Annotated in this window: 14 protein-coding genes; 9 read left to right on the top strand and 5 right to left on the bottom strand. The window is 67.6% G+C overall.

Annotated elements, in window-relative coordinates; translation table 11 throughout:
* Positions 1 to 29: 29 nt before the first annotated feature.
* Positions 30 to 1955, bottom strand: a complete 1926-nt coding sequence (locus HOP12_04700; protein ID NOT33453.1) for a T9SS type A sorting domain-containing protein — start codon at positions 1953 to 1955, stop codon at positions 30 to 32.
* A gap of 77 nt (positions 1956 to 2032) precedes the next feature.
* Positions 2033 to 3091 (bottom strand): LacI family DNA-binding transcriptional regulator, encoded by a 1059-nt coding sequence (locus HOP12_04695; GenBank protein ID NOT33452.1) that lies wholly within the window; start codon positions 3089 to 3091, stop codon positions 2033 to 2035.
* 375 nt (positions 3092 to 3466) lie between these two features.
* Here HOP12_04695 and HOP12_04690 point away from each other — a divergent pair, with 375 nt between their 5' ends.
* From HOP12_04690 to HOP12_04665, 6 genes are all read left to right on the top strand, one after another.
* Entirely contained in the window at positions 3467 to 4939 is a 1473-nt protein-coding gene (locus HOP12_04690) for a Tat pathway signal protein (GenBank protein NOT33451.1), read from the top strand.
* Between the two features lie 41 nt (positions 4940 to 4980).
* Entirely contained in the window at positions 4981 to 6207 is a 1227-nt protein-coding gene (locus tag HOP12_04685; protein NOT33450.1) for a sugar ABC transporter substrate-binding protein, read from the top strand.
* 40 nt (positions 6208 to 6247) lie between these two features.
* The gene (locus tag HOP12_04680; GenBank protein NOT33449.1) at positions 6248 to 7141 is read left to right on the top strand and encodes a sugar ABC transporter permease; all 894 of its coding nucleotides are present in this window, start codon (positions 6248 to 6250) and stop codon (positions 7139 to 7141) included.
* Positions 7138 to 7959, top strand: a complete 822-nt coding sequence (locus HOP12_04675) for a carbohydrate ABC transporter permease (GenBank protein ID NOT33448.1) — start codon at positions 7138 to 7140, stop codon at positions 7957 to 7959. The genes HOP12_04680 and HOP12_04675 overlap by 4 nt, the downstream gene beginning before the upstream one ends.
* The gene (locus HOP12_04670) at positions 7956 to 11165 is read left to right on the top strand and encodes a coagulation factor 5/8 type domain-containing protein (GenBank protein NOT33447.1); all 3210 of its coding nucleotides are present in this window, start codon (positions 7956 to 7958) and stop codon (positions 11163 to 11165) included. The genes HOP12_04675 and HOP12_04670 overlap by 4 nt, the downstream gene beginning before the upstream one ends.
* Before the next feature lie 94 nt (positions 11166 to 11259).
* Positions 11260 to 12225 (top strand): hypothetical protein, encoded by a 966-nt coding sequence (locus HOP12_04665; protein ID NOT33446.1) that lies wholly within the window; start codon positions 11260 to 11262, stop codon positions 12223 to 12225.
* On the opposite strand, the gene HOP12_04660 is transcribed toward HOP12_04665, so the two are convergent.
* Both HOP12_04660 and HOP12_04655 read right to left on the bottom strand, forming a co-directional pair.
* On the bottom strand, positions 12216 to 13601 hold the full coding sequence (locus tag HOP12_04660; GenBank protein ID NOT33445.1) for a beta-glucosidase: 1386 nt from the start codon (positions 13599 to 13601) through the stop codon (positions 12216 to 12218). The genes HOP12_04665 and HOP12_04660 overlap by 10 nt on opposite strands.
* A 70-nt stretch (positions 13602 to 13671) precedes the next feature.
* The gene (locus HOP12_04655) at positions 13672 to 14484 is read right to left on the bottom strand and encodes a hypothetical protein (GenBank protein NOT33444.1); all 813 of its coding nucleotides are present in this window, start codon (positions 14482 to 14484) and stop codon (positions 13672 to 13674) included.
* 520 nt (positions 14485 to 15004) lie between these two features.
* Here HOP12_04655 and HOP12_04650 point away from each other — a divergent pair.
* Entirely contained in the window at positions 15005 to 18877 is a 3873-nt protein-coding gene (locus HOP12_04650; GenBank protein NOT33443.1) for a glycosyl transferase, read from the top strand.
* 131 nt (positions 18878 to 19008) lie between these two features.
* Complete coding sequence (locus HOP12_04645; GenBank protein NOT33442.1) at positions 19009 to 20685, top strand: hypothetical protein; 1677 nt, start codon at positions 19009 to 19011, stop codon at positions 20683 to 20685.
* On the opposite strand, the gene HOP12_04640 is transcribed toward HOP12_04645, so the two are convergent.
* Positions 20682 to 22253: a response regulator gene (locus tag HOP12_04640; protein NOT33441.1), complete on the bottom strand. Its 1572-nt coding sequence runs from the start codon at positions 22251 to 22253 to the stop codon at positions 20682 to 20684. The genes HOP12_04645 and HOP12_04640 overlap by 4 nt on opposite strands.
* Before the next feature lie 139 nt (positions 22254 to 22392).
* Between HOP12_04640 and HOP12_04635 the strand changes: the two genes are divergently transcribed.
* Entirely contained in the window at positions 22393 to 24138 is a 1746-nt protein-coding gene (locus tag HOP12_04635) for a M20/M25/M40 family metallo-hydrolase (GenBank protein NOT33440.1), read from the top strand.
* Positions 24139 to 24192: the final 54 nt, after the last annotated feature.

The raw sequence follows: 24192 nt of genomic DNA, 5'->3' as shown, positions 1-24192 counted from the left end.
GGGGTCCTCCGCCGGCGCCGCGAAGAAGGTCAGTTCACCTTGAGCATGCGGCCGTTCGCGCTCGCGAGCTCGACCCCGGTCGCGGGATCGATCATGCGCAGACGATACAGGTAGACGCCCGAACGCCACGACTGGCCGAGCACCTGGAGCTGCTGGGGGCCGGCGGCGAGACGACCGCCCGCAACCCGGCTCACGTGGCGCCCCTGCAGGTCGTAGACGTCGAGTCGAACGTCGGCCTCTCGGGGCAGCGAAAAGCGGACCGCGGTGCCGAACTTGAACGGGTTCGGATGACTGCCGAGCAGTGCGAGCGAAGGTCCCGCGGGGGTCGGATCGCCGTCGCCGACGCCGGTGACGAACTGGGTCGCCGACAGATGCGCCCACACCGGACCGCTCGTGCTGTCGTACTCGCGGAACCACCATGCCCGCGCGCCATACGTGTCCTCGGGCGCCGAGAACTGGTCGCCATCGATGTGCGTGATGCCCCAGTGAAGACGACGCTCGCCGAGTCCGGCCGGGTATCCGAGTCCGCGCAGGTTGACGACCAGCTCTGCCTGGTAACCGTTGTCGAGCGCCTGCGGCGGGTTGTCGACGACGGTTCCGGGCTTGAGGAACAGCCGCACGCGGGCGGTGCCGGAGGTGTCCTGCATCGTGGTCAGATAGTCGAGCGTCTTCGCCTGACCGGTCGGTCCGACCTGGAACGTGAGGCGCCGACCCTGCAGCACGTGATCGACCAAGTCGTGCAGCGTGTACTCATTGAGCGACACGCGGAAGCCGTCGTACAGGTTCTCATCGAGGCTGTACTGCACGAACTGGTCGCGGACGTCGAAGCCGAGGAACAGCGAGTCATCGCGCACGAAGTAGTAGACCGTCGCGTCGGCCGGATCCCCGATGAACGCCTGGTTGCCGGCGATCACCGGCTGATACTGACCGCTGAGCACCGGCCCGAGACCCGGGTAGGTCGCAAAGTTCGCATCGTCACCGTAGCGAATGTCGAAGTGCGGCGCGTGCGACCACACCTGGTCGTTCAGCTGACCGTCGATCGCGGGCACCGGGTAGTTGCCGGCGTTCGGAACGATCAACTCCGGGGCGACGACCGGAACCGCGCCCGATGCGATCGTCACGTTCGGACGCGCGAACAGACGCACCGAGTTGTAGCCCGCCGAGTTTCCCCACGGGCCCTGCCACCAGGTGCGGTTCACCGAGAAGAAGAAGCTCAGCGGGTTGGTCCAGAACCAGTCGCAGTCGTAGAGCGAGAGGTTGAACGCGACGATGTCGCCGTCGGCGTCCGTGATGTCGTAACCAACGCCCTCGAGGTTGAACATCATCTCGACCACCCAGCGCTTGTCGGTCGAATCGGCCGGGCTGATGCCGTCGGCATTCGTGATGCCGGTCACGACCGTGACCGCGTTCCAGTTGTCGATCTGGGTCGGAGTGCGTGCCGTGTCGGGCGGGAAGTTGCCCCACTTGCCGACGAAGCCCGGAAGCTTGTTGACCGCACGCGGGTTCTGCGAGGTGCCCGGGTACCACCACGAGTACAGGAACTCGGCCGGCGGCGCCGGATGCGCACCCACGACCGTCTTGTCCTTGAACTGCATGAGGATGCCGTCGAAGCGATTGAACTCCTCGGAGCCGCCGATCGAGCTGTCCGGCACGATCGCCGCCATGTAGAGGCGATTGCCGACGGTCAGGAACTTGATCGTGGCACGGGTCGGATCGACCGGCAGGATGCCGCCCTCCGCCTTGTAACCGCTGCCCGGAATGCCGGTGTCCTGCTGCCAGCGAATCTTGAGTGACTCGGCCTGCGCCCACGCCGGCTCATTGAGCAAACCATCCAGCGTGATCGCGGCTCCCCCGGTCGAGCGGGCCCAGAACACGTCCTGACGTGCAACCTGTGCGTGGGCCGTCGCGGCGAGAAACAGCGCGAGCGCCGCGACCGCGAAAATTCGGGCTCTCATGATGACTACCTCCAGCAGACGAGGTGCGAGGTGCAACACGGGAACGGGACGGACCGCGGTGGGCGATCCGGTTGGAATCAGGAGCTTGGCACCGCCGAGCCGTTGGCGGTCTGCATCACTCGATCAGGCGTGGCACCACTCGACTCGCGAACCACGAGCGAGGTCGGGAGAATCTCGTGCGGCATCGGCTGCCGCGGCCCGGGGGCCGCCACGCGCGCGAGACAGCCGAGCAGCAGCTGAACCGCGCGTTCGCCGAGGCGTGAAGCCTCGACTCGCACACTGGAGAGGCGTGGCGTGAGATAGCTGGCGATCGAAATGTCGTCGAAGCCGGCGAGTGCCACGTCGTCCGGGACGCGCAGTCCCGCCTGGCGAAGCGCACTCATCGCGCCGACCGCCATGCAGTCGTTCGCGCAGAAGATCGCGCCCAGGCGACGAGTGCGCGACAGCAACTCGCGCGTCGCCTCGAAGCCCGACGACTCGGTGAACGATCCTGTGACCTCGAGCCCCGGGGTCGCCGGCAGGCCGAGCTCGGCGAGCGCCTCGTGGTAGCCCTGCTGACGCTGGCGCGCATCGAGATTCGAAGGCGGTCCGCCGATGAAGGCGATCTCGCGATGACCCAGCGCCGCCAGGTGACGCACCATCGCGCGGGCACCCGTGACGTTGTCGGTGCTGACCGAGGCACAGCGAGTCGTCGTGAAGCCGGGATTGACGAGCACGATCGGAAAGCGCAGCGCCGATTCGTCGAACGGAGCCGAGTCGGCCAGATCGGGTGCCATCACGATCAAGCCGTCGATGCGTCCTCGCACCGTCTGGAGCGCGGTCAGCAGCTCGTTGGAATCGGCGTGGGAGCTCGAAACCACCAGGTGATAGCCCTCGCGCCGCGCCGTGAGATCGATGCCGCGAATCACCTCGGAGAAGAACTCGCCATAGAGGTCGGGCAGCAGCACGCCGATCGCGTTGGTCCGCTTGGTGATAAGGCTGCGGGCGGCACCGTTGGGCCAGTACCCCATGCGCTCCGCCACTTCGCGGACCCGTGAGGTCGTGTCTTCGCTCACGCGCGCGCTGGCGTTGAAAACACGTGAGATAGTGGCGATCGAGACGCCCGCCTCGCGGGCCACGTCACGAATGGTTGCCATGGGCACTCCGAAGGGCTGGGAGGGCCGCTCGCTCGGGAAAAGGCGGCGGGGTGAGTTCGTTGTGAAAACGATTACATCGCTGTCACTCCGCTGTCAACGCTTTGGTTGTGTGGCGAAGATTGTGGATGGCTGAAATGGGGCCAGGAAGGCCGAGAATTTCGCCGACTCGAGTCGTGAACCGGGTGTGCCAGAGCCCGATTTTCGGTGGTCGAACGTGCCGAATTCGAGGCATCAACAATCTTCGCCTCACAAGCTAATCATTGACAGGGAAGGCACTTGGATGTAAGCGGTTACACCCTCGCACTCGATTCGCCTCGTGCTCAAGCCCCATCCACACCTCGCCACCCCGCTGCTCAACTGCCTTCCGGAGGTCGAATGACCGTGTGGTCGGCTGGATGCGCCGGAATCTTCGCGCGACGTTGGGCGCTCCTGGTCGCGTTGGTGGTGGCACTTCCGATCGGGTCGTGTCGCGAGGCTCAGGTTCGATCGCAGGCGAGTGCGCTCGGGCTCTCCGAGCCCCGGGTCGAGGCGTTCGTCGACTCGCTCCAACGCCACAGCTTTCTCTACTTCTGGGAGCTCGGTGACACCACGCGGGGGCTCACTCCGGATCGCTACCCGACGCCTTCGTTCGCGAGCACCGGAGCGATGGGATTTGCGCTCACGTCCTATCCGATCGGAGCGGAACGCGGCTGGGTCACGCGCGCGGCGGCCGCCCGGCGCGTGCTGGCGACGTTGCGATTCCTCTGGACGGCGCCGCACGACTCGAGCGCCAGCGCCACCGGGTATCGCGGCTTCTACTACCACTTCCTCGAGCCCGGCACCGGGCGTCGATTCGAGCAGGTCGAACTTTCGACCGTCGACTCCGGCCTGCTGCTCGGGGGGGCGCTGTTCTGCCAGTCGTACTTCGATCAAGGTGATGCTGCCGAAGTCGAGATTCGAGCGCTCGCCGAGTCGCTCTATCGCCGCGTCGACTGGAAGTGGGCCCAGGTGCGCCCACCGACGATCGCGCTGGCCTGGAGCCCGGAGGAAGGCTTCATTCCCTACGACTGGCGGGGCTACAACGAGGCGATGATCATGATGATTCTGGCGCTCGGCTCGCCGACTCATCCGGTCGAGCCCGAGGCGTGGCAGGCGTGGACCCAGAACTACCAGTGGGGCACGTTCGAGGGCCACGAGCACCTGGGATTTCCGCCCCTGTTCGGGCACCAGTACTCGCACATCTGGGTGGACTTCCGCGGCATCGCCGATTCGTACATGCGCGCGAAGGGCATCGACTATTTCGAGAACTCGCGCCGCGCGACCCTCGCCCAGCGCGACTATGCGATCCGGAATCCCAACGGCTGGAAGGACTACGGAGCGGAGGTGTGGGGCCTCTCGGCATGTGACGGGCCCGTCGACACGACGCTCATGCTGCTCGGCAAGTCGCGCAAGCTGCGCACCTACTCCGCGCGCGGAGCGGCGTTCTTCCACGTCGAGGACGATGGCACGCTGGCTCCGACTGCGGCCGCGGGCTCGATCGCATTCGCGCCCGAGGTGGTGATTCCCTCACTGATGGCGATGCGAGAAAAATACGGCGCACCGCTCTATGGACGATATGGATTCCTCGACGCGTTCAATCCCTCGCTCGACCAGCCCATTCGGCTGCAGCATGGTCAGGTGGTCCCGGGCGTCGGCTGGTTCGACACGGACTGGCTCGGAATCGACGAGGGGCCGATCGTGTGCATGATCGAGAACCTGCGCTCCGAACTGGTGTGGAAACACATGCGGACCAATCCTCATCTGATTCGTGGACTGCGCCGCGCCGGCTTCACGGGCGGCTGGCTCGACCGCGCACCCTCCGCTCCATGAGGAGCTCCGCGCGCGCCATCGCGTGGTGTTTGATCGCCGTGCTGCCCGCATTCGTGAGCTGCGCGCCGGCGCCGAATCAGGTGACGCTGCGCTTCTGGGCGATGGGCCGCGAGGGCGAGGTGGTCGAGGAGCTGGTGCGGGACTTCGAACTCGAGAATCCCGGCGTGCGCGTCGAAGTCCAGCAGATCCCGTGGTCGGCCGCACACGAGAAGCTGCTCACCGCGCAGGTCGGCGGATCAGCGCCCGACCTCTCGCAGCTCGGCAATACCTGGATCGCCGAGTTCGTGGCGCTGCGCGCACTGCGGCCGCTCGATGGATTCGTCGACACCTCGAGCACCGTGTCGGCGCGTGGTTTCTTCGCCGGAAGCTGGGATGGCAACGTCGTCGACGGCCAGGTGTACGGACTGCCCTGGTATGTCGACACGCGCGTGCTCTTCTATCGGCGCGATCTGCTCGCACAGGCCGGCTACCGTGAGATGCCGACCACCTGGGCCGAGTGGCGACGCGCGATGGAAGCGATCAAGCGCGTGGTGGGACCGGAGCGATTTGCGATCTTCCTTCCGGTCAACGAATGGAATCCACCCATGATCCTGGGGCTCCAGGCGGGCTCTCCGATCCTGCGCGACAATGCGACGCGCGGCGCGTTCTCGCAGCCGGAGTTCGCGGGCGCATTCACGTTCTTCGTCGACCTGTTCAAGAGCCACCTCGCTCCGCCGCTCTCGAACAGCGAGATCGCGAACATGTACCAGGAGTTCGAACGCGGCTACTTCGCAATGGTGATCACCGGTCCCTGGAACCTCGGCGAGTTCCGGCGCCGATTGTCTCCCGCGGCGCAATCGCAGTGGACCACCGCCCCGCTGCCGGGCCCCGACGGCCCGGGGCTCTCGATGGCCGGCGGATCCTCGCTCGTGATGTTTCGCGGCACCCGTCACCCCGAGGAAGCGTGGAAGCTGATGGAGTTCCTGTCGCGGCCCGATCAGCAGGTGCGCTTCTACGAGCTCACCGGCGATCTGCCGGCCCGCGTCGAAGCGTGGCGCGACTCTGCGCTCACACGCGATCCTGCGACCGCGGCCTTCGGACGCCAGATGGAACGCGTCGCACCGTGGCCCAAGGTGCCGGAGTGGGAGCCGATCGCGATCCGGCTGCAGGATTGGGCCGAGCGCGCGGTGCGCGGCAGCGTCGCCCCCGACGTGGCACTCCGCTCGCTCGATCGCGAGGTCGATCGCATGCTCGAAAAACGGCGCTGGCTGCTGGAGCACAGGCGATGATCGCGCGGCCCTCGGCGCGGCGATGCCTGGAGCGAACGCGATGACGGTGCGCGCGTTGCGGAGGCAGGATGCGACGGCGTGGGTGTTCCTTGCGCCGGCCCTGATCCTGATCGCGGTGTTCTTCGTGGTGCCGGTCGTCACCGGATTCGTGATGAGCTTCACCGACTTCGACATCTACGCGATCGGCGATCCCTCGGTCGCTCGCTGGATCGGCGGGCGCAACTACCAGCAGGCGCTCACCGACCCCGAGTTCTGGAACGCGCTGCGCAACACCTTCGTCTACGTGCTGGTCGGCGGCCCGCTGTCGGTGGCGGCATCGCTGGTCGCCGCGGTGCTCGTGAACGCGAAGCTGGCGCGCTTCAAGTCGACCTTTCGCGTGATTTTCTACATGCCGGTCGTCACCACGCTGGTCGCGGTCGCGATCGTGTGGCGCTACCTCTACCACCCGCGCTACGGACTCATCGACTCCGCGCTGGCGGGGCTCGGTATCCAGGGCCCCGACTGGCTCGGCGATCCGCACCTCGCGCTGTTCTCGATCATCATCCTCGCGGTGTGGAAGAACTTCGGCTACAACATGCTGATCTTCGTCGCCGGGCTGCAGAGCATCCCCGCGGAGCACTACGAGGCCGCGCGGCTCGACGGTGCGGGCGGCCTCGCTCAGTTCCGCCACATCACGCTGCCGGCGCTCGCCCCCACCTTCCTGTTCGTCGGGATCAACACCATGGTGGCGAGCTTCCAGCTGTTTCCGGAGCCCTACGTGATGACGCAGGGCGGACCGCTTCGCAGCACCGTCAGCATTGTGCTGCTCATGTACGAGCAGGGCTTCCGATGGTGGCGCCTCGGGCTCGCGTCCTCGATCGCGTTCCTGCTGTTCGGGATCATGCTGATTGGCGCGATGATCCAGTTGCGCATCCAGAAGGGTCGTGGCGCATGAAGCGCGCGGGGCCGGCAGTGTTGGTGAACGCCACGCTCGTGATCCTCGCGGCGCTGACGCTCGTTCCGCTGGCGTGGATGATCTCGGCGTCGCTGATGCCGGCCGGCGAGGCGAATCAGTTTCCGCCGCCGCTGCTGCCGAGCCGTCCGACGCTCGACCATTACCGTGAGCTGTTCACGCGCCTCAATCTGGGGCGCAATTTCCTCAACAGCCTGTTCGTCACGGTGGTCACCACCGCCGTGTCGGTGATGCTCAATGCGATGGCCGGCTATGCGTTCGCAAAGCTCAAGTTCCGTGGGCGCGATGCGCTGTTCCACATTCTGCTCGGCGCGCTCGTGATCCCGACGCAGGTGGGGATGCTGCCGTTGTTCCTGCTGCTGCAGAAGATGGGCTTCCTCAACACGATGTTCGGCGTGATGGTGCCGTACCTGTGCAGCGTGTTCGGCATCTTCATGGTGCGCCAGTACGCGCTCTCGATCCCCGACGACCTGCTCGACGCTGCGCGCATCGACGGCGCGTCCGAGAAGCGGATCTTCTGGGAGGTGGTGCTGCCGGTCATCCAGCCGATCCTCGCGGTGCAGGCGGCCTTCAACTTCCTCGCGACCTGGAACGACTTCCTGTGGCCGCTGATCGTGCTGTCCGACGAGAAGCGCTTCACGCTGCCGGTCGCGATCGCAAGCCTGGTCGGCGAGCACGTGCAGGACACCGAACTGATGATGGCGGGCGCAGTACTCACGGTGCTGCCGGTGGTGGTGCTGTTCCTCGCCCTGCAGCGCTTCTACGTGGAGGGCGTGATGATGGGGAGCACCAAGGGATGAGCGCACCGACACACTCGCCGGTGCTGATGCTGGTGCTCACGATGCTGCTGAGCTCCGCTGCAATCGCGCGCCCCGCGTGTGGCGCCGTCACGGTGCTCGACGCCTTCGAGGACGCCTCGGTCTGGAAGCCGCTGCCGGCGAGCGGTGTGCAGATGCGACTCTCGGTCGAGCCCGGAGAGACGGGCAACGCGCTGCGCGTCGATTTCGATTTCCAGAAAGGCGGCGGCTACGCGGTGCTTCAGCGGCCGCTCGCACTCGAGCTGCCGCCCAACTATCGCTTCCGCGTGCGCGTGAAGGGGGCGACCGCCCCTCAGACACTCGAGTTCAAGCTGCTGGATCCGAGTGGCGAGAACGTGTGGTGGAAGAACCGACGCGACTTCGTCTTCCCGCGCACCTGGGAAACCGTCACCACCAAGCAGCGCCAGATCGAGTTCGCATGGGGTCCCGCCGGCGGCGGCCCGATGAAGCGCGTCGCCGCCATCGAGTTCGCGATCACCGCGGGCAGCGGCGGCAAGGGCACGGTGTGGTTCGACGAATTGTCGTTCGAGGAGCTCGCAGCGCCCAGCGCCACGCCTCCCCCGCTCGCAGCTCGTGCCTCGTCGTCGGTTGCCGGCTTCGCGGCGTCCCGCGCGGCCGACGCCGATTCGAGTACCGCGTGGCGCTCGAGTGCCCAGGACGCCGCGCCGTGGCTGGAACTCGATCTCGGCGCCGAGCGCGAGTTCGGCGGGCTGAAACTGCAATGGGAGGACGCGAATCCCCCCGGCGACTATGACGTCCGCCTGTCCTCCGACGGCGTCGCGTGGCGCACGGCGCGCGAGGTGCGTGGCGGTAACGGCGGGACCGATTGGCTGTCGCTGCCCGAGAGTGAAGCGCGCCTGATCCGCATCGCGACGCCGAGCAGCAAGCGCGCGCGCGCGCGTTCGATCGGGCTCGCCGATGTTTCGCTGCTGGCGCTCGAACTCGGGGCGTCGGCGAATGCGTTCTACGAACGCATCGCGCGAACGGCCCCGCGCGGCCACTATCCGCGCGGCATGCGCGGGGAGATGCAGTTCTGGTCGGTGGTCGGCTCCGCCGGTGGTGGCGACGAGAGCTTCGTCTCGGAGGACGGCGCGGTCGATCTGGGTACGGGCCAGCCGTCGATCGAGCCGTTCCTGTGGGTCGACCACCGGTTGTGGACGTGGGCGGATGTCCGCTCCGCTCAGACGCTGCGCGACGGGCGACTGCCGATTCCCTCGGTCACCTGGAGCGGTGCACCGGTCGAGCTGACCGTGACCGCGGCGCCGATGTCCGCGCCCGAACTGCCGGGCCTGCGCACGCTGGTGGTCTATCGCGTCGTGAATCGGAGCGCCACACGCCGCGCGGGCACGTTGTTCCTGGCCGCGCGACCGTTTCAGGTCAATCCGCCGGCCCAGTTCCTGAATCAACTCGGCGGGGTCGCGCCGCTCGCCACACTCGCGCGGGTCGGCGATCGCATCGATCTCGGCGAGGGCGCGAGCGTGCATGCCGCACCGTCACCGACCGGCTGGGGCGCGGCAACCTACGATGCCGGTGACGTGGTCGAGTATCTGGCGCGCGGGGTCGTGCCGCACGCGCGCGCGGTTCGGGATCCATTCGCTCGCGCATCGGGTGCACTCGCTTACGCATTCGACCTGCGGCCCGGCGACTCGTTGCGCGTGGCCCTCGAGCTGGATCACCCGCGGTCCGCAGACGCGACGCTGGCTCCCGAGGGTCCCGGGCGCGTTCGAGTCTCGTCGTGGGTGACGCCGCTGATCGAGGGCGAAGTTCGCGACTGGAGCGAGCTGCTGGGCAGCGCCGAGATCCGGCTGCCGCCCTCGGCGCGCGAAGTCGAGCGCTCACTGGCCGCTCAGATCGCCTGGATCCACGTCAATCGCGACGGCCCTGCGATTCAGCCGGGATCCCGAGCCTACGCGCGTTCGTGGATTCGCGACGGCTCGCTGACTTCGTCCGCGCTGCTGCGCTGGGGGCAGCCGGAGCCGGTCAAGCGCTTCCTCGAGTGGTTCGCTCCGTTCCAGTACGGCGATGGAAAGGTGCCGTGCTGCGTGGATGCGCGCGGCTCGGATCCGGTCCCCGAGCACGACAGTCACGGTCAGTTCATCTACCTGCTGGCCGAATACCTTCGTCACACGGACGATCGCACCACGGCCGCGAAGCTGTGGCCGCATGCGCTGGCCGCCGCTGGCTACATCGATTCGCTGCGCCACCAGCGGCTCGGCGCGCAGTGGCGCGCGCGCTCGCGGGCCGAGTTCTTCGGCATCCTGCCGCCCTCGATCAGTCACGAGGGCTACTCGGCCAAGCCGATGCATTCCTACTGGGACGACTTCTGGGCGTTGCAGGGCCTCGAAGATGCCGTCTACCTCGGCGAGACGCTGGGACACCCGGCCGCCGCGCGCCACATCGACTCGGTACGCGCAGCGTTCCGGCGCGATTTCGCCGCCTCGATTCGAGCCACGCAGCGCCGTCACCGCATCGGCTACGTGCCCGGCTGCGCGGATCTCGGCGACTTCGACGCGACCTCCACGACCATCGCGGTCTCGCCCGTGCAGGCGATGGACGTCGCGCCGCCCGGAACGATCCTCAACACCTTCGAGCGCTACTGGGACTTCTTTCGCAAGCGCCGTGACGGCCGCGAGAAGTGGGAAGCCTTCACGCCCTACGAGATCCGCAACGTCGGGGCGTTCGTGCGTCTCGGATGGCGTGACCGCGCGCAGGAACTGTTGTCGTGGTTCCTCGAGCACCGCTCGCCGGCCGGGTGGGCCCAGTGGGCCGAAGTGGTGTGGAACGCCCCCGATCGCGCGCGCTTCGTCGGCGACATTCCGCACACCTGGGTGGGCTCCGACTACGTGCGCTCGGTGCTCGACCTGTTCGCGTTCGAGCGCGAGCGCGACGACGCGCTGGTGATCGGTGCGGGCATTCCCGACTCCTGGCTTCGAGAGGGTGAAGGAGTTGCGGTGCGCGACCTGAACACCTGGTACGGCCGGCTGTCCTACCGGATGCGCGCGGAGGGGCGCGGCGTGGTCGTGGAGATCGCGGCAGGCCCGCGCATTCCGCGGGGCGGGCTGGTCGTCGCGGCTCCGGGCATCCACTCCCGCTCGCGCGCGACTCTGAACGGCAAGTCGCTGACGATCACGTCCCAGGGCGAAGTCGTGGTGCGGTCACTGCCTGCGACGGTTCTGCTGACGCCATAATCACGAACCCCGCGCTGCGGTCGCAGGCCGATGGGCTCGGCGCCAAGCGCAATCACCATTGCGCTCGCGCGGCGCGGCGCGCAAGGTGGCGAACATGACGAACTTCCCGCGGCACCTCGCCGGCATTCTCGCGCTTGGACTGCTCAGCCTCTCGCCTGCCCACGCCTGGGCACTGCGACATGGCGACATTCTGGTGGCCGATCGCATGAACGGCTTGATCCTCGTGGACGCGGCCGGCACCGAACAGCGTCTGTTCACGGGTTACATCAACGGCCATGGGTACACGGATGTCACCACGAATGCGGCCGGTGACGTGTACGCCCTCGACGGTCCGGGTGGGACCATCTATCGCATCGACTCTTCGACCGGAGCGGCCACGTTCGTGAGCGGGGGCGGAACCCTGCAGTCACCGCTGACCCTCGACATCGGACCCGACGGCTATCTCTACGCGGTCAACGGGGGCGCATCCCAGGGAGTGATCCGGATCGACGCGATCACCGGCCAGCAGTCGATGATCAAGCCCGGGATCATCTACTCGTTCGCGATCACCTCCGATACCCTGGCGTATGTCGCGCTGGCGGATTCGGTCATTCAGCCGAGCTTTCACGTGTGCCGACTCGATCTCTCGACCGGCGTCACCACTCGCGCGGCGAACACGGCGTTCATGAATCCCTACGCCATGGCCGCGACTGCGGATGGAAACATTCTGATCACCGAGTACTTTGCGAAGGCCGTGTCCAAGGTCTTTCCCGAGATCGGCGCCGTGGCTCCGGTGTCATCCGGAAACTCGTTCAAGACACCGTTCGGGGTCGCGGCCGAGGAAGATGGAATGATCCTCGTCGCGGACAATCAGGGCGAAATCGGGTGCCATCCGGCAGGCGACCCACCGGTCTGCTCGGGGGCTCTCTTCCGGGTCGATCCCATCACCGGCGCCCAGGTGATCGTGTCCGAGCAGGGCCACTTCCTCGACATCGCGGGAGTCGAGATCTACCGCGGCCCGACCACACCGACGCCGACGCGCAATGCGTCGTGGGGCCAGCTCAAGGCGAACTATCGCTGAGTGGGAGTGAGCGGCGTGCGGTCTTCGAGCGCGGCGCCGCGAGTCCGGATTACTTCCCGATAGAATTCGCCGCTCGCCTTGACGGTGCGCTGCTGGGTCTCGTAGTCCACATGCGCAAGGCCCATGCGAATCGAGTAGCCGCTCGCCCACTCGAAGTTGTCGAGCAGCGACCACGCGTAGTAACCGCGCACGTCGACGCCCTCGCGAATCACCTGGCGAACCTGCGCGAGGTGCGAGCGGTAGTAGTCGACGCGGCGCGGATCCTCGATGCGTCCGTCGGTCGCGCGCGCGGGATCGGCGAATGCGCCGCCGTTCTCGGTGACGTAGATCGGAATCGCGCCGTAACGTTCCCGCACCCACCGCAGAATACGACCGAAGCTCGGCGGATGGACCTCCCAGCCGGTCGTCATGCGCAACTCCTCCGCCACCGGCACACCGGACTCGAACACCGGAGCCCGGGCCGGATCGTGCCGGGTCACCTTGCGCGTGTAGTAGTTGACGCCCAGGAAGTCGAACGGTTCCTGGATGCGCGCCAGATCGGCCGTGTCGTGCCGAGGCCACGCATCGCCGAAGATCTCGCCCATTTCACTCGGATAGCGGCCGAGAAAGACGGGGTCGAGGTATTGGCGGTTCATGTAGGCGTCGGCGCGCACCACCGCCGCGCGATCGGCCGCGGAGTCGCTCGCGGCATCCTTGGGCTCGAGGTTCACCACCAACCCGACCTGATGTCGCCCCACCGCCCGGTAGGCTCGCACCGCCTCCGCATGTGCGAGCAGCAGGTGATGCGACGCGATCGGAGCCTCGTACACATTCGCGTGCCCCGGCGCATTCACGCCGAACAGATACCCGGCATCCACCACGACCCACGGCTCGTTCAGTGTGCACCACAGCGCGACCCGATCGTCGAACGCGCCGTACATCGCGGTCGCGTAGTCCGCGAACCACCCGACGATGTCGCGATTGAGCCACCCGCCCTGATCGTCGAGCGCCGCGGGCAGGTCCCAGTGATAGAGCGTCACCATCGGGCGAATGCCGGCCGCGAGCAGCGCATCGATGAGGCGGTCGTAGAAAGCGACACCGGCCGGATTCAGAACGCCGCGTCCGTCAGGCATCACTCGCGACCACGAAATACTGAGACGATAGCTGGTGAGTCCGAGCGACTTCATCAGCTCGATGTCGGCCGGCCATCGGCGGTAGTGATCACATGCGATGTCGCCGGTGTCGCCATTCAGCACCCGCCCCGGCGTGTGCGCGAAGCGATGCCAGATGCTGGGACCCGCGCCATCGGCCAGTGGCGAGCCCTCGATCTGGTACGCCGAGGTTGCCGCACCCCACAAGAAGCCGTCCGGAAACCGGACGTCGTCGCTCGTCGACACGGGATCTCCCTCAATGACACGGGCGCCCGACCGAGGCCGGGCGCCCGCGAATTGCTGCGTGCGGCGAAGACTACCGGTAGAGCGACTTCAGACGACCCCACGTGCTCTTCTGAGCCGACGTGGCGCAGTCGAAGCAGGTGAAGCTGATGTCTTCCCAGTTCACGACGTAGGTGCGACCGGTTCCGGCCGTACCGTTGTTGGTCTGCGCCATGCCACCGACGTAGGCCGGGTCGAGCATGCCCCACTGGCCGTGCGGCGGATCTTCGGCCGGGTTGGCCTGGTCGAACGGCAGCGGTCCGCTGGTGTAGCTCACGTTGTTGTAGACCACGCGATACTCGATCGTCGCCGGGCTGCCCGAGCTCAGACCGTTCTCGTGGTACTCGATCTCCATCGTGATCTTGCCACCGGTGTAGCGCAGGTTGTGGCCGGCCGGGTTGCTGAACGAGTAGAACGGCAGACGACCGTCGAAGCATGCGATCTCGCCGTCCGGAATGCGCGCCTGGATGCGGCCGCCGGCGTCCGGCGACCACCACGGAGCGACTTCGAGACCGGCTTCACACGTGCCCGAGCCGACGATCTCCATCACGGCCGAGTACTTGAAGTCGTTGTTGTTTCCGAACACCGCTGAACTCGAGCCGTCCGTCGAGAAGCGCCAGTTGTGGCGATTCGCGAACCCGACGCACAGATCCGACCACGCATCCGTGATGCTGATCGAGCTCGGGTAATTGTTGACGGTGGTGACCGTCGACAACGGACAGTCATTGAAGATTCGCTCGGTGACCACGCCGGTGATCGGCACTGGAGTCGCATTTGCGACGCCGGCGGCCATCGCCAACGTAAACACCGAGAGCAGCGCCAGACTGGTGTAACCGATCCGCTTCATCGTTGCCTCCTGGGGTTTGAAGCACTGGGTACAGTCGCGGATCCGACAGTGAGAAGGACCTGCTGGCTTGCACGGAGGCGGCTTTCGCACGGCCGCGCGCGTGAAAACCTTTACATGCGAGCTCCATGGCGGTCAACGGAAATGTCTTCCGTTCGAACGATCACATGGGGTTCGAGGTCGGTCAACGGAAATGTCGGGCTGTTTCATGGTGTTGCGCGACACCAAAACTGCTGTGAACCCGCACGCCTCCGATCGGTCATGAAACTGACTCGCTCGTTTTCATGAGCCTCCAACTGCTCGCAGCCCATCCGGTTGGCGAACCGGGCCGCCACACAACAGGTGCCCTGCGAGGCGCATGCTTGGTGCGCGGGGGATCGTCGACTAGGGTGTTCCGGTCCGCAATCCTCCGCCACTCCCTTCGCGTCGCCCTTCGACCTCGGGCCGCCGCGCCCCGGCCCTTTCCACCATGCCCGTCGACCCGACTGCGATCCGTTCGGACGCCCGCGCCGCTGCGCGGCCCGTGCCCGCGGGGCGCCCTGCGCCGCTCGGCACTCTGCTCTCGAACGGGCGCCTGAGATCGCTGCTGACGCGGCGCGGAACCGGTAGTACCGCGCGCGGCGAAGTGGCGCTGACGCGCTGGGTTCCGGATGCGCTCGAGGATCTTCATGGCGTGGCGATTCACCTGCGCGACCTGGATCGGGGTCGACACTGGGTCGTGAGCGGTTGTGGCGTGCCCGACGACGACGAGGCACGCGATGCGTTCGAGTCACCGGGATCCTTGACGCTGACGCATTCTGCCGACGGGCTCGACACCCATCAGACGTGCTGGGTCGATCGCGATCGCGACGCCGAGCTGCGCACGCTCGTGATTCGCAATTCGAGTGAAGCGCAACGCTCGCTCGAGTTGACCACCTGCATCGAAGTGGTGCTGCAGTCGGCGACCGCCGACGCATCGCATCCGGTTTACTCGAAGCTGTTCGTACAGACCGAGTGGCGGCCCGAGGCACGCGCGCTGCTGGCACGCCGCCGTCCGCGCGGAGCCGACGAGCATCCCCCGGTGCTGCTGCACGCGTTCGAAGGTCCCGGCACGCTCGAGTACGAGAGCGACCGCGCGCAGTTCCTCGGGCGGGGCCGCCACCCGCGCACTCCGGCGGCACTCGATCCCGGCGTGAAGCTGAGCGGTGGCGTCGGAAACGTGCTCGACCCCGTGCTGGCGCTGCGCCGCACGTTCACGCTGGCACCCGGGGCGTCCGCGAGCTTCGAGCTGGCGCTCTTGATCGGCGATTCCACTGCCGAAGCACTCGCCATGCGCGACGCGCTGCTGGCGTCTGGCAATCCGGCGCGCTCGCGCGTCGCGGCTCACGAGGCCGAGGTCGCGCGTCGCCAGCGCGCCGGCGTCTCCGATGCCGAAGCGAACGCCTTCCATGCACTCGCCTGCGCGATGCTCTACGGCGATCCCGCCTTGCGCGCTCCGCGCGCTGCGTGGTCTCGGTCCCCCGCCTCCGCCGCGACGCTCGCGGAGATCGGGCTCGAGGGCACGGCGCCGCTCGTGATGGTGGACGCGGATGCGCCGGCCGGCGCGAACTCGCTGGCGACGCTGCTGCGCGCCCGGCGCTACTGGAAATCGCTCGGACTCGAGACCCGGCTGCTCGTGCTCGCCACTGACTCCGCGGTGATCGAAGCCGCAGGCGGCGTGCCCTCGAACGACGAGCTCGTGACCTGGTCACCCGCGGCCCTCGGCGAATCGCAGCGCCGTGTCGCGGCAACCTGCGCGGCGCTTCATGTGACGGGCGATCTGCCCGCGCCGGCCGCGCACGCGATCGCCACTCGGTCGACCACCGCTTGCGTCGCGAGCCTGACGGCTTCGGAGGCGCCACGCGCCGGGCCCCGCGCCGACCCCCGAAACACGTCGGGCGAGGGCGCCGCGGCGTCCGCGCTCGCGCACTTCAACGGTATCGGCGGCTTTTCACCCGCCGGCGACTATGTGATGCGGCTGCAGCATGTCCCGGGACGTGGCCTCGCGTTGCCGCCGATGCCGTGGACCAATGTGATGGCGACGCCGGACTTCGGTTGCGTGGTCAGCGAGACCGGTGCAGGAGTGACTTGGAGCCGCAACAGCCGCGAGCATCGGCTCACCCCCTGGTCGAATGATCCGCAGCGCGATCCGCACTCCGAGGCGCTCTACCTTCGCGACGACGCGAGCGGTCACTTCTGGTCTCCGCAGCCGGGACCTGCGCCTGCGCCCGCCGACTACGAGGTGACGCACGCCCCCGGCGCCAGCACCTGGACGCTGACGTGGGATGGCCTCGAGCACCGCACCGCGGTATTCGTCGCACCGCATCATCCGGCGCGCGTCTCCCGCTTCGAGGTGACGAATCAGAGCGGTCGAGCGCGGCGGCTGTCGCTGTTCTCGTGCACCCGGCTGGTGCTCGGCGGACTGCCGGGCGAGCCGGGCCTCGAGCTCGACTACGACTCCTCCTGCGAGGCGCTGATCGCACGTCGCACGCTCGCGGGCACGTTCGGGGACGGACTGACGTTCGCTGCGTTGATCGCCGCACCGGGAAGCGTGCTTCGCCACCACGACGATCGCGCGAGCTTCCTGGGTGCCGCGGGGCGGCCGGAACGTCCGCACGTCGTGGCGGCGGGTCAAGGGCTCGGCGATCGAACTCCCGAGGAATTCGCGTCACGGCAGCCGATGGAGCCTGCGGCACTGCTCCAGTCGAGCTTCGAGCTGGCACCGGATGCCACCGTCATCTGCTCGGTGGTGCTCGGCGAGAGCACCGATCGTGACACGCTCGTGCGCACTCTCGCCGCCCTGCGCGCACCGGGCGCCATCGATGAGCAACTCGAGGAGGCGCGCGCGGCGTGGCAGCGACGCTTCGAGGGGCTGCAGATTCGCACTCCCGAACCCGTGATCGACCAGATGGTGAATCGCTGGTTGCCCTACCAGAACCTGAGTTGCCGCATCTGGGGACGCTCCGCGTTCTACCAGTCGGGCGGCGCGTTCGGATTTCGAGATCAGCTGCAGGACTCCTCGGGGTTCGTGTGGCTCGAGCCGGCGCTGGCGCGCGCTCAGATCGTGCTGAACGCGGCGCACCAGTTCATCGAGGGCGACGTGCTCCACTGGTGGCATCCGCCGACCGATCGCGGCATGCGCACCCGGTTCGCAGACGACCTGTTGTGGCTGCCGTATCTCGCGAGCGCCTACGTGAACGCGACCGGCGATGCAGGCGTGCTCGACGAACTCACGCCGTTCGTGAGCGCACGCGCACTCGAAGCCGGCGAGCAGGAGGCGTTCCTGCAAGCGCAGACCACCGACATCACCGCGAGCGTCTACGAACACGCCGCCCGCGCGATCGATCGGTCGCTTGCTCTGGGTGCGCACCAGCTGCCGCTGTTCGGCTGCGGCGACTGGAACGACGGCATGAATCGCGTCGGCCACGACGGCCGCGGCGAGAGCGTGTGGATGGCGTTCTTCCTGCACGCGACGATTGCCGGGTTCGCGCCGCATGCCGATCAGCGCGGCGAGCCGGAGCGCGCCGCGCGCTGGCGCGCGCATCAGAAGCAGCTCGAACAGGCGCTCGAGCAGGCCGGCTGGGACGGCGCCTGGTATCGCCGCGGCTACTACGACGACGGCACGCCGCTGGGCTCGCATGCGAGCGACGAGTGTCGCATCGATGCGCTCGCGCAAGCCTGGTCGGTGCTCTCGAGTGCCGTCCCTCGCGAGCGCGCCGAGCAGGCCATGCGCTCGGTCGAAGAGCATCTGGTCTCGGAGCGCGACGGCATCATCCGCCTGCTCGCGCCCCCGTTCGAAAACACGCCCCACGATCCGGGCTACATCAAGGGCTACGTGAAGGGCGTGCGCGAGAACGGCGGCCAGTACACGCACGCCGCGCTGTGGGTGGTGCGCGCCATGGCCGAGCTGGGATGGAATCACCTCGCCGCGCGTCGCCTCGCGATGTTGAGCCCGATCCATCAGGCGCGCGACGCGGCGGCCGTTGCGCGCTATCAGGTCGAGCCGTACGTGGTCGCGGCCGATGTGTACGGCTCCGAACCGCACGTCGGGCGCGGCGGCTGGACCTGGTACACCGGATCGGCGGGCTGGATGTATCGCGTCGCGATCGAATCGGTGCTCGGCATGACGCTCGAGCATGGCGAGTTCCTGCGCCTGGCGCCCTGCATTCCCGACGAGTGGCCGGAGGCGAACATCGATTGGCAGGTGCCCGGCACCCACTCGCGGTATCGCATCCGCTATCGGAATCCCAATCGCCGCGCGCGCGCCGTGACCGCCGCGACGCTCGACGGCGCGCCGCTCGCGATCGACCGCGGTGCCGTGCGGGTTCCACTCGAGCGCGCCCCGGGCAGCCACGAGGTCGTGGTCACGCTGGGCTGAGCCGCCGGTTCCTCCCGCGCGGGTGCGATTGGTCCCTCGATTCCAACCCCGCGGGATCCGGCAACGACTGAGTGGCGACCACGTCGAGGGCCGCCCGCCCGCCGGACACTCCACTCCCGGGAGAACCGCTCATGATTCGTCGTTCCGATGCCGCGCTCGCGGCGATGCTCGTGATGTCCGCGACCCTGCTGGCGCCGCGCCGCATGGAAGCCGCGCCGCCGGTCGATCCCTACCAGGTCGGCATCCAGAAGCTCGACGAGGGCGAGTGGGCCGAGGCGCTCCCGATCTATCGCAGGATCACCGCGGAGAATCCGGCGTACCCGTGGGGCTGGATGGGACTCGGCTGGTCGCTGCACTACACGGGCGAGTTGAAGGCCGCGCTGCCCGCGTACCGGCGCGCGCTCGAACTCGGCGCCCTTCCACCTCAGCGCGTGTGGCTCGAGATCGCGCGTTGTCAGGCGGCGAATCTCCAGCCCGACTCGGCGCTCGACGCTCTCGACCAGGCACTCGCGGCGGGGTTGCCACGCGTGCACACGCTGCGCTCCGACCGACGCCTGGCCGCGCTGTGGGCTCACCCGCGCTTTCGCGCCATGACCGGTTGGGTCGACTCGGCCCGTGTCTCGCGCACCGCCGGCTGGTCGAGCGACTTGCGCTTCCTGCGGCGCGAGATCGATCGGGTCTATCCGGTTGCACTTTCCGAGCGGGTGAAGGGACAACTCGACAGCGCCGTGGCGGCGACCGAGCGCGCGGTGTCGAGGCTCGACGACGATGCGCTCGGCGTGCGCGTCATGCAGCTCGCTCGCCTGCTCGGCGACGGCCACTCCGAGGCGACCCCGCCCTTTCAGGACGGTCCGCGCGAGGCTGCGCTTCCGGTGCTGTTCGGCGCCTTCGACGACGGCGTGTTCGTGACCGCGACCGACTCGAGCCACCAGGAACTGCTGTGGGCGCGTGTGATCGCGGTCGAAGCGGTCGGGATCGACGCCGCGTTTCGGCGCCTCGACAGCGTGTGCTCGCAGGACAATCCGATGCGCGTGCTCTCGGTCGCGCCCCGCCAGCTCCGATATCCGCAGATCCTGCATGCCCTCGGGATCGCAGCGCGAGGCGATCGTGTCACGCTGACGCTGATCGACCGCACCGGACGCTCGCGCACCGCCACGCTGGCGAAGCAGCCGGGCGACCCGGCGCGCTGGATTCGTCGTCCGGCCGACGCACGCACGGAGCTGCCGCGCTTCATCCGCGATCGCTCCCAGTACCACGTGCTGCGCTACGAGCGGGCGACGCGCGAGCTGGTCGCCCAGTACAACACCTGCGCCGATGCCGACACCCAGTCGGTCGAGCAGTACGCCGAACGGCTCGCGCGGTTCATCGACTCGCACGACGTCGAGCGGCTGATCGTCGACCTGCGCTGGAACGGAGGCGGCGACAACTTCCTCAATCGACCGCTGCTGGAGGCGATCGTGCAGGCGCGCAAGGTCAACCGCGCCGGGCACCTGTTCGTGATCGCGGGACGCCACACCTTCTCGGCGGCGATCTGCTTCGCGGCGCAGCTCGACCGCTTCACCCACGCCATGTTCGTCGGCGAGCCGACCGGATCGAGCCCGAACTTCGTCGGCGAGACCAATCCGGTGCTGCTGCCCTACAGCGGCGTCCAGGTCGGCGTTTCGAATCTCGCCTGGCAGAACTCGGCGGCCACCGACCATCGGCTGTGGATCCCGCCGCGCATTCCGGTGCCGTGGCGATTCGCCGACTGGCGCGAAGGTCGTGACACGGCGATGGAAGCGATCCGCAACTTCCGCGTCGGCTCCTAACGCCCGCGTGGCGTCAGCGTCATCAACGGCAGCACCATCTCTTCGATCGAAACGCCGCCGTGCTGAAACGAGCCGCGGTACTGACGCTCGAACTCGTGGAAGCGCGTCGGGTAGACGAAGTAGTAGTCCTCCCGGCACAGCACGTAGTTCTTGTTCACTCCGTCATCCGGCAGCGCGAAATCGGAAGGCTTGCGCGCGTTGATCGCCTGCTTCGTGTCGCAGTTCAGATTGACCCCGAACTTGTAGCGCAGGTTCGTCGAGGTGTCGCGGTTGCCATACACCAGCGCGGCGCGCTTGCACAGCACCGAACCGTGGTCGGTGGTGATGACGACCGTCACGTCCTGCTTCGAGAGCGCCCGCAGGATGTCGTAGAGCGGGCTGTGCGTGAACCACGCCCGCATCACGGCACGGAACGCGGCCTCGTCGGGGGCCAGCTCCTGAAGAATCTCGCTCTCACTGCGGCCGTGCGCCAGAATGTCGAGGAAGTTGAACACCATCGCGACCAGCGACAGGTTCGAGAACGTCTGGATCTGGCGCTTCACCGCCTGCGCCTCATCGGCCTCGTAGATCTTCAGGTACTTGAGGCCCTTCTCGGGCGTCGCCTTGAGCCGCTCCAGCTGGTGCTCGAGCAGCTGACGTTCGAAGCGGTTCTTGGTGCGCTCGTCCTTGCTGTTCTCCTGCCACAGATCGGGGTGGTGGCGCTGCAGGTCGATCGGCAGAAGTCCACCGAAGATCGCGTTGCGCGCGTACGGGGTCGCGGTCGGCAGGATTCCGCAGTAGTAGTCGTGCTGGATCTCGAACAGCTCCTCGAGCAACGGCTCGAGCGTGAACCACTGATCGAGCCGCATGCAGTCGATCACCACGAACACCACGCGCTTGCCGCTCTTGAGGTGCGGAACCACCGCGTGACGCACCACGTCGTGTGACATGCGCGGCCGTTCCGCAGCGTCCTTGACCCAGCGCGGGTACTGATCTTCGATGAAGCGCGAGAATTCGAGGTTGAGCGGGCGTCGAAAGTCCGCGTGGGCCTGCTTGAGTCCTTCTTCGTTGATGCCGTCGAACAGCACGTCCCAGCGCGCGGACTCGACGGTGAGATCGACCCACCCCGCCCAGTCGAGGCGCCGCGTGTCGATGGCCTGCCAGCGCTGCATCTCGCCCACGTAGTCGCGTGCCCGCTGAGAATCCTGCAGCCGGTCCGACTCGAACACCCGCTTGCAGGCGAGGAACACTTGCGAGGGATTGACGGGTTTGATGAGGTAGTCGGTGATGCGCTTGCCGATCGCCTCGTCCATGAGCGTCTCTTCCTCGCTCTTGGTGATGAGGATCACCGGCAGCGTGTGGTTGCGCGACTTGATCGCGTCGAGCGTGCCGAGCCCGCCGAGCCCCGGCATCATCTCGTCGAGCAGCACCACGTCGTAGCGCTGGCGCTCGAGTGCGGCAAGCGCGTCCTCGCCATTCGGAACCGCGGTGACCGCGAATCCCTTCTGCTCGAGGAACTTGATGTGCGGCCTCAACAGGTCGATCTCGTCGTCGGCCCACAGGATCTGTCGCCGGGTGTCTTCGTTCATGCGAAGCATCTTAGCCGCGCGATCGAAGCGGACCAATCGCCCGGCGGTCGCCGGCCTCGCCAGGTCGGCCGATCGGCCCCGCGTTGCTCGGTCGCGGGCGCATCGCTAGTCTCGCGCATCACGATCCCGGAGGTTCGTCATGCTTCGATCCGCGCGAGGGTTCTCGGTTCGCAGTTGCACCCGAGTGAGTGTCGTGTTGCTCGCGATGACGCTCGGGGCGACGGCGACGCGCGCGCACGAGGCCGATGACTCGACCCCGGTCACGCGCGCCGCGCTGCCCCCGCCGACCATCGGGCCGGGACTCGATCCGGCGGTCCCGGTGCCGGCGCGTCGGGCCGGCCTGCTGATTGCAGCCGACGCGATCCGCGGCCACATCGAGATTCTCGCCGACGATCGCTTCGAAGGGCGCGAGACCGGCACACCGGGTTACCAGCTCGCCGCGCGCTACGTGGCCGCTCAGTTCCGGGCGCTGGGGCTCGAGCCCGCCGATTCCTCCGGGTATCTGCAGCCGATCGCATTCCGGCGCTACTCGACCGTCCCGTCGGGCTGTCGACTCTCGATCACCCGAGCCGGGCGCGAGGTCACGTTTCGATACCGCGAGCACTGGCTCGCAAGCGCCGATCCGTTGCGAGAGAAGTGGAGCGTCGAGGCTCCGATGGTGTTCGCGGGTCACGGCATCACCGCGCCCGAGTTCGGCTACGACGACTACGCAAACCTCGACGTGACCGGCAAGATCGTGGTGCTGCTCTCGGGTGCGCCGAAGAGCTTTCCGGCCGATCCGCGCGCCCACTACTCGAGCGGACTGGTGCGCGACCGCAATGCCGCCGCGCACGGCGCGGTCGGCATCGTGTCGGTGCGCACCCCGGCCGATGAGCTGCGCTCCCCATGGGAACGCAGCGTGAGGCAGGCCGACTTTTCGAGCATGAAGTGGCTCGACTCGGGTGGCGCGCCGACCGAGGTGTACCCGCAGCTCGAGTTCATGGCGCGGCTCAGCAACGCGGGTGGCGAACTGTTGTTCGAGGGCGCTCGGCGCACCCTCGCACAGGTCTACGCCGCCTCCGATTCGGGGCGTGCGCAGGGCTTTCCGCTCGCCGGCACGCTCAACGGGCGACGCGTCAGCGCGCTGTCGAGCGCCGCGAGTTCGAACGTGGTGGGTGTGCTTCCGGGCAGCGATCCCAGATTGCGAGGCGAGTACGTGGTGGTCTCGGCGCACCTCGATCACCTCGGGATCGGCGCGCCGGTCGCCGGCGACTCGATCCACAATGGCGCGTACGACAATGCATCGGGCGTCGCCGTCATGCTCGAGATCGCACGCGCCTTGCGCGCCGGGAATGCGCGACCCAAACGCTCGCTGGTGTTCGTGGCGCTCACCGGCGAAGAGAAAGGGCTGCAGGGTTCCGACTACTTCGCGAAGCATCCGAGTGTTGGCGAAGGCCACCTGGTGGCGAACCTCAACCTCGACATGGCGCTGTTCCTGGCACCCTTGCGCAGCGTGGTGGTATTTGGCGGTGAACACTCGTCACTCGGCCCGGTCTACGAGCGCGCGGCGCGCGCGGCCGATCTCGAGGTCTCACCCGACCCGGCGCCCGAGCAGGTGGTGTTCGTGCGCAGCGACCAGTACTCGTTCGTGAAGCAGGGCATCCCCGCCGCCTTCCCCACTGCGGGCTCCGACGGCACCGATGAGGGACTCGAACGAGTGCGCGAGTGGCGTCGCACCCGCTACCACTCGCCACAGGACGATCTGAATCAGAACTTCGACTGGCCCTCGGCAGTTCGCTTCGCTCGGATGAACCTGTTCGCGCTGTGGGAAGTCGCGAACGCTCCGGCCGCTCCGCGATGGAATGCCGGCGACTTCTTCGGCGATCGGTTCGGCACGCGCAAGTAGCGCGGACGCAATCTCGGCAGCGAATCCGAGTTCAGCTCCGCCGCCGCTTCGCCC

Source organism: Candidatus Eisenbacteria bacterium (genome assembly GCA_013140805.1).
In the GTDB taxonomy this organism is placed as follows: Bacteria; Eisenbacteria; RBG-16-71-46; order RBG-16-71-46; family RBG-16-71-46; genus JABFRW01.
Note: the sequence above shows the minus strand (reverse complement) of the source record. Positions and strands in the feature narration are given on the sequence as shown.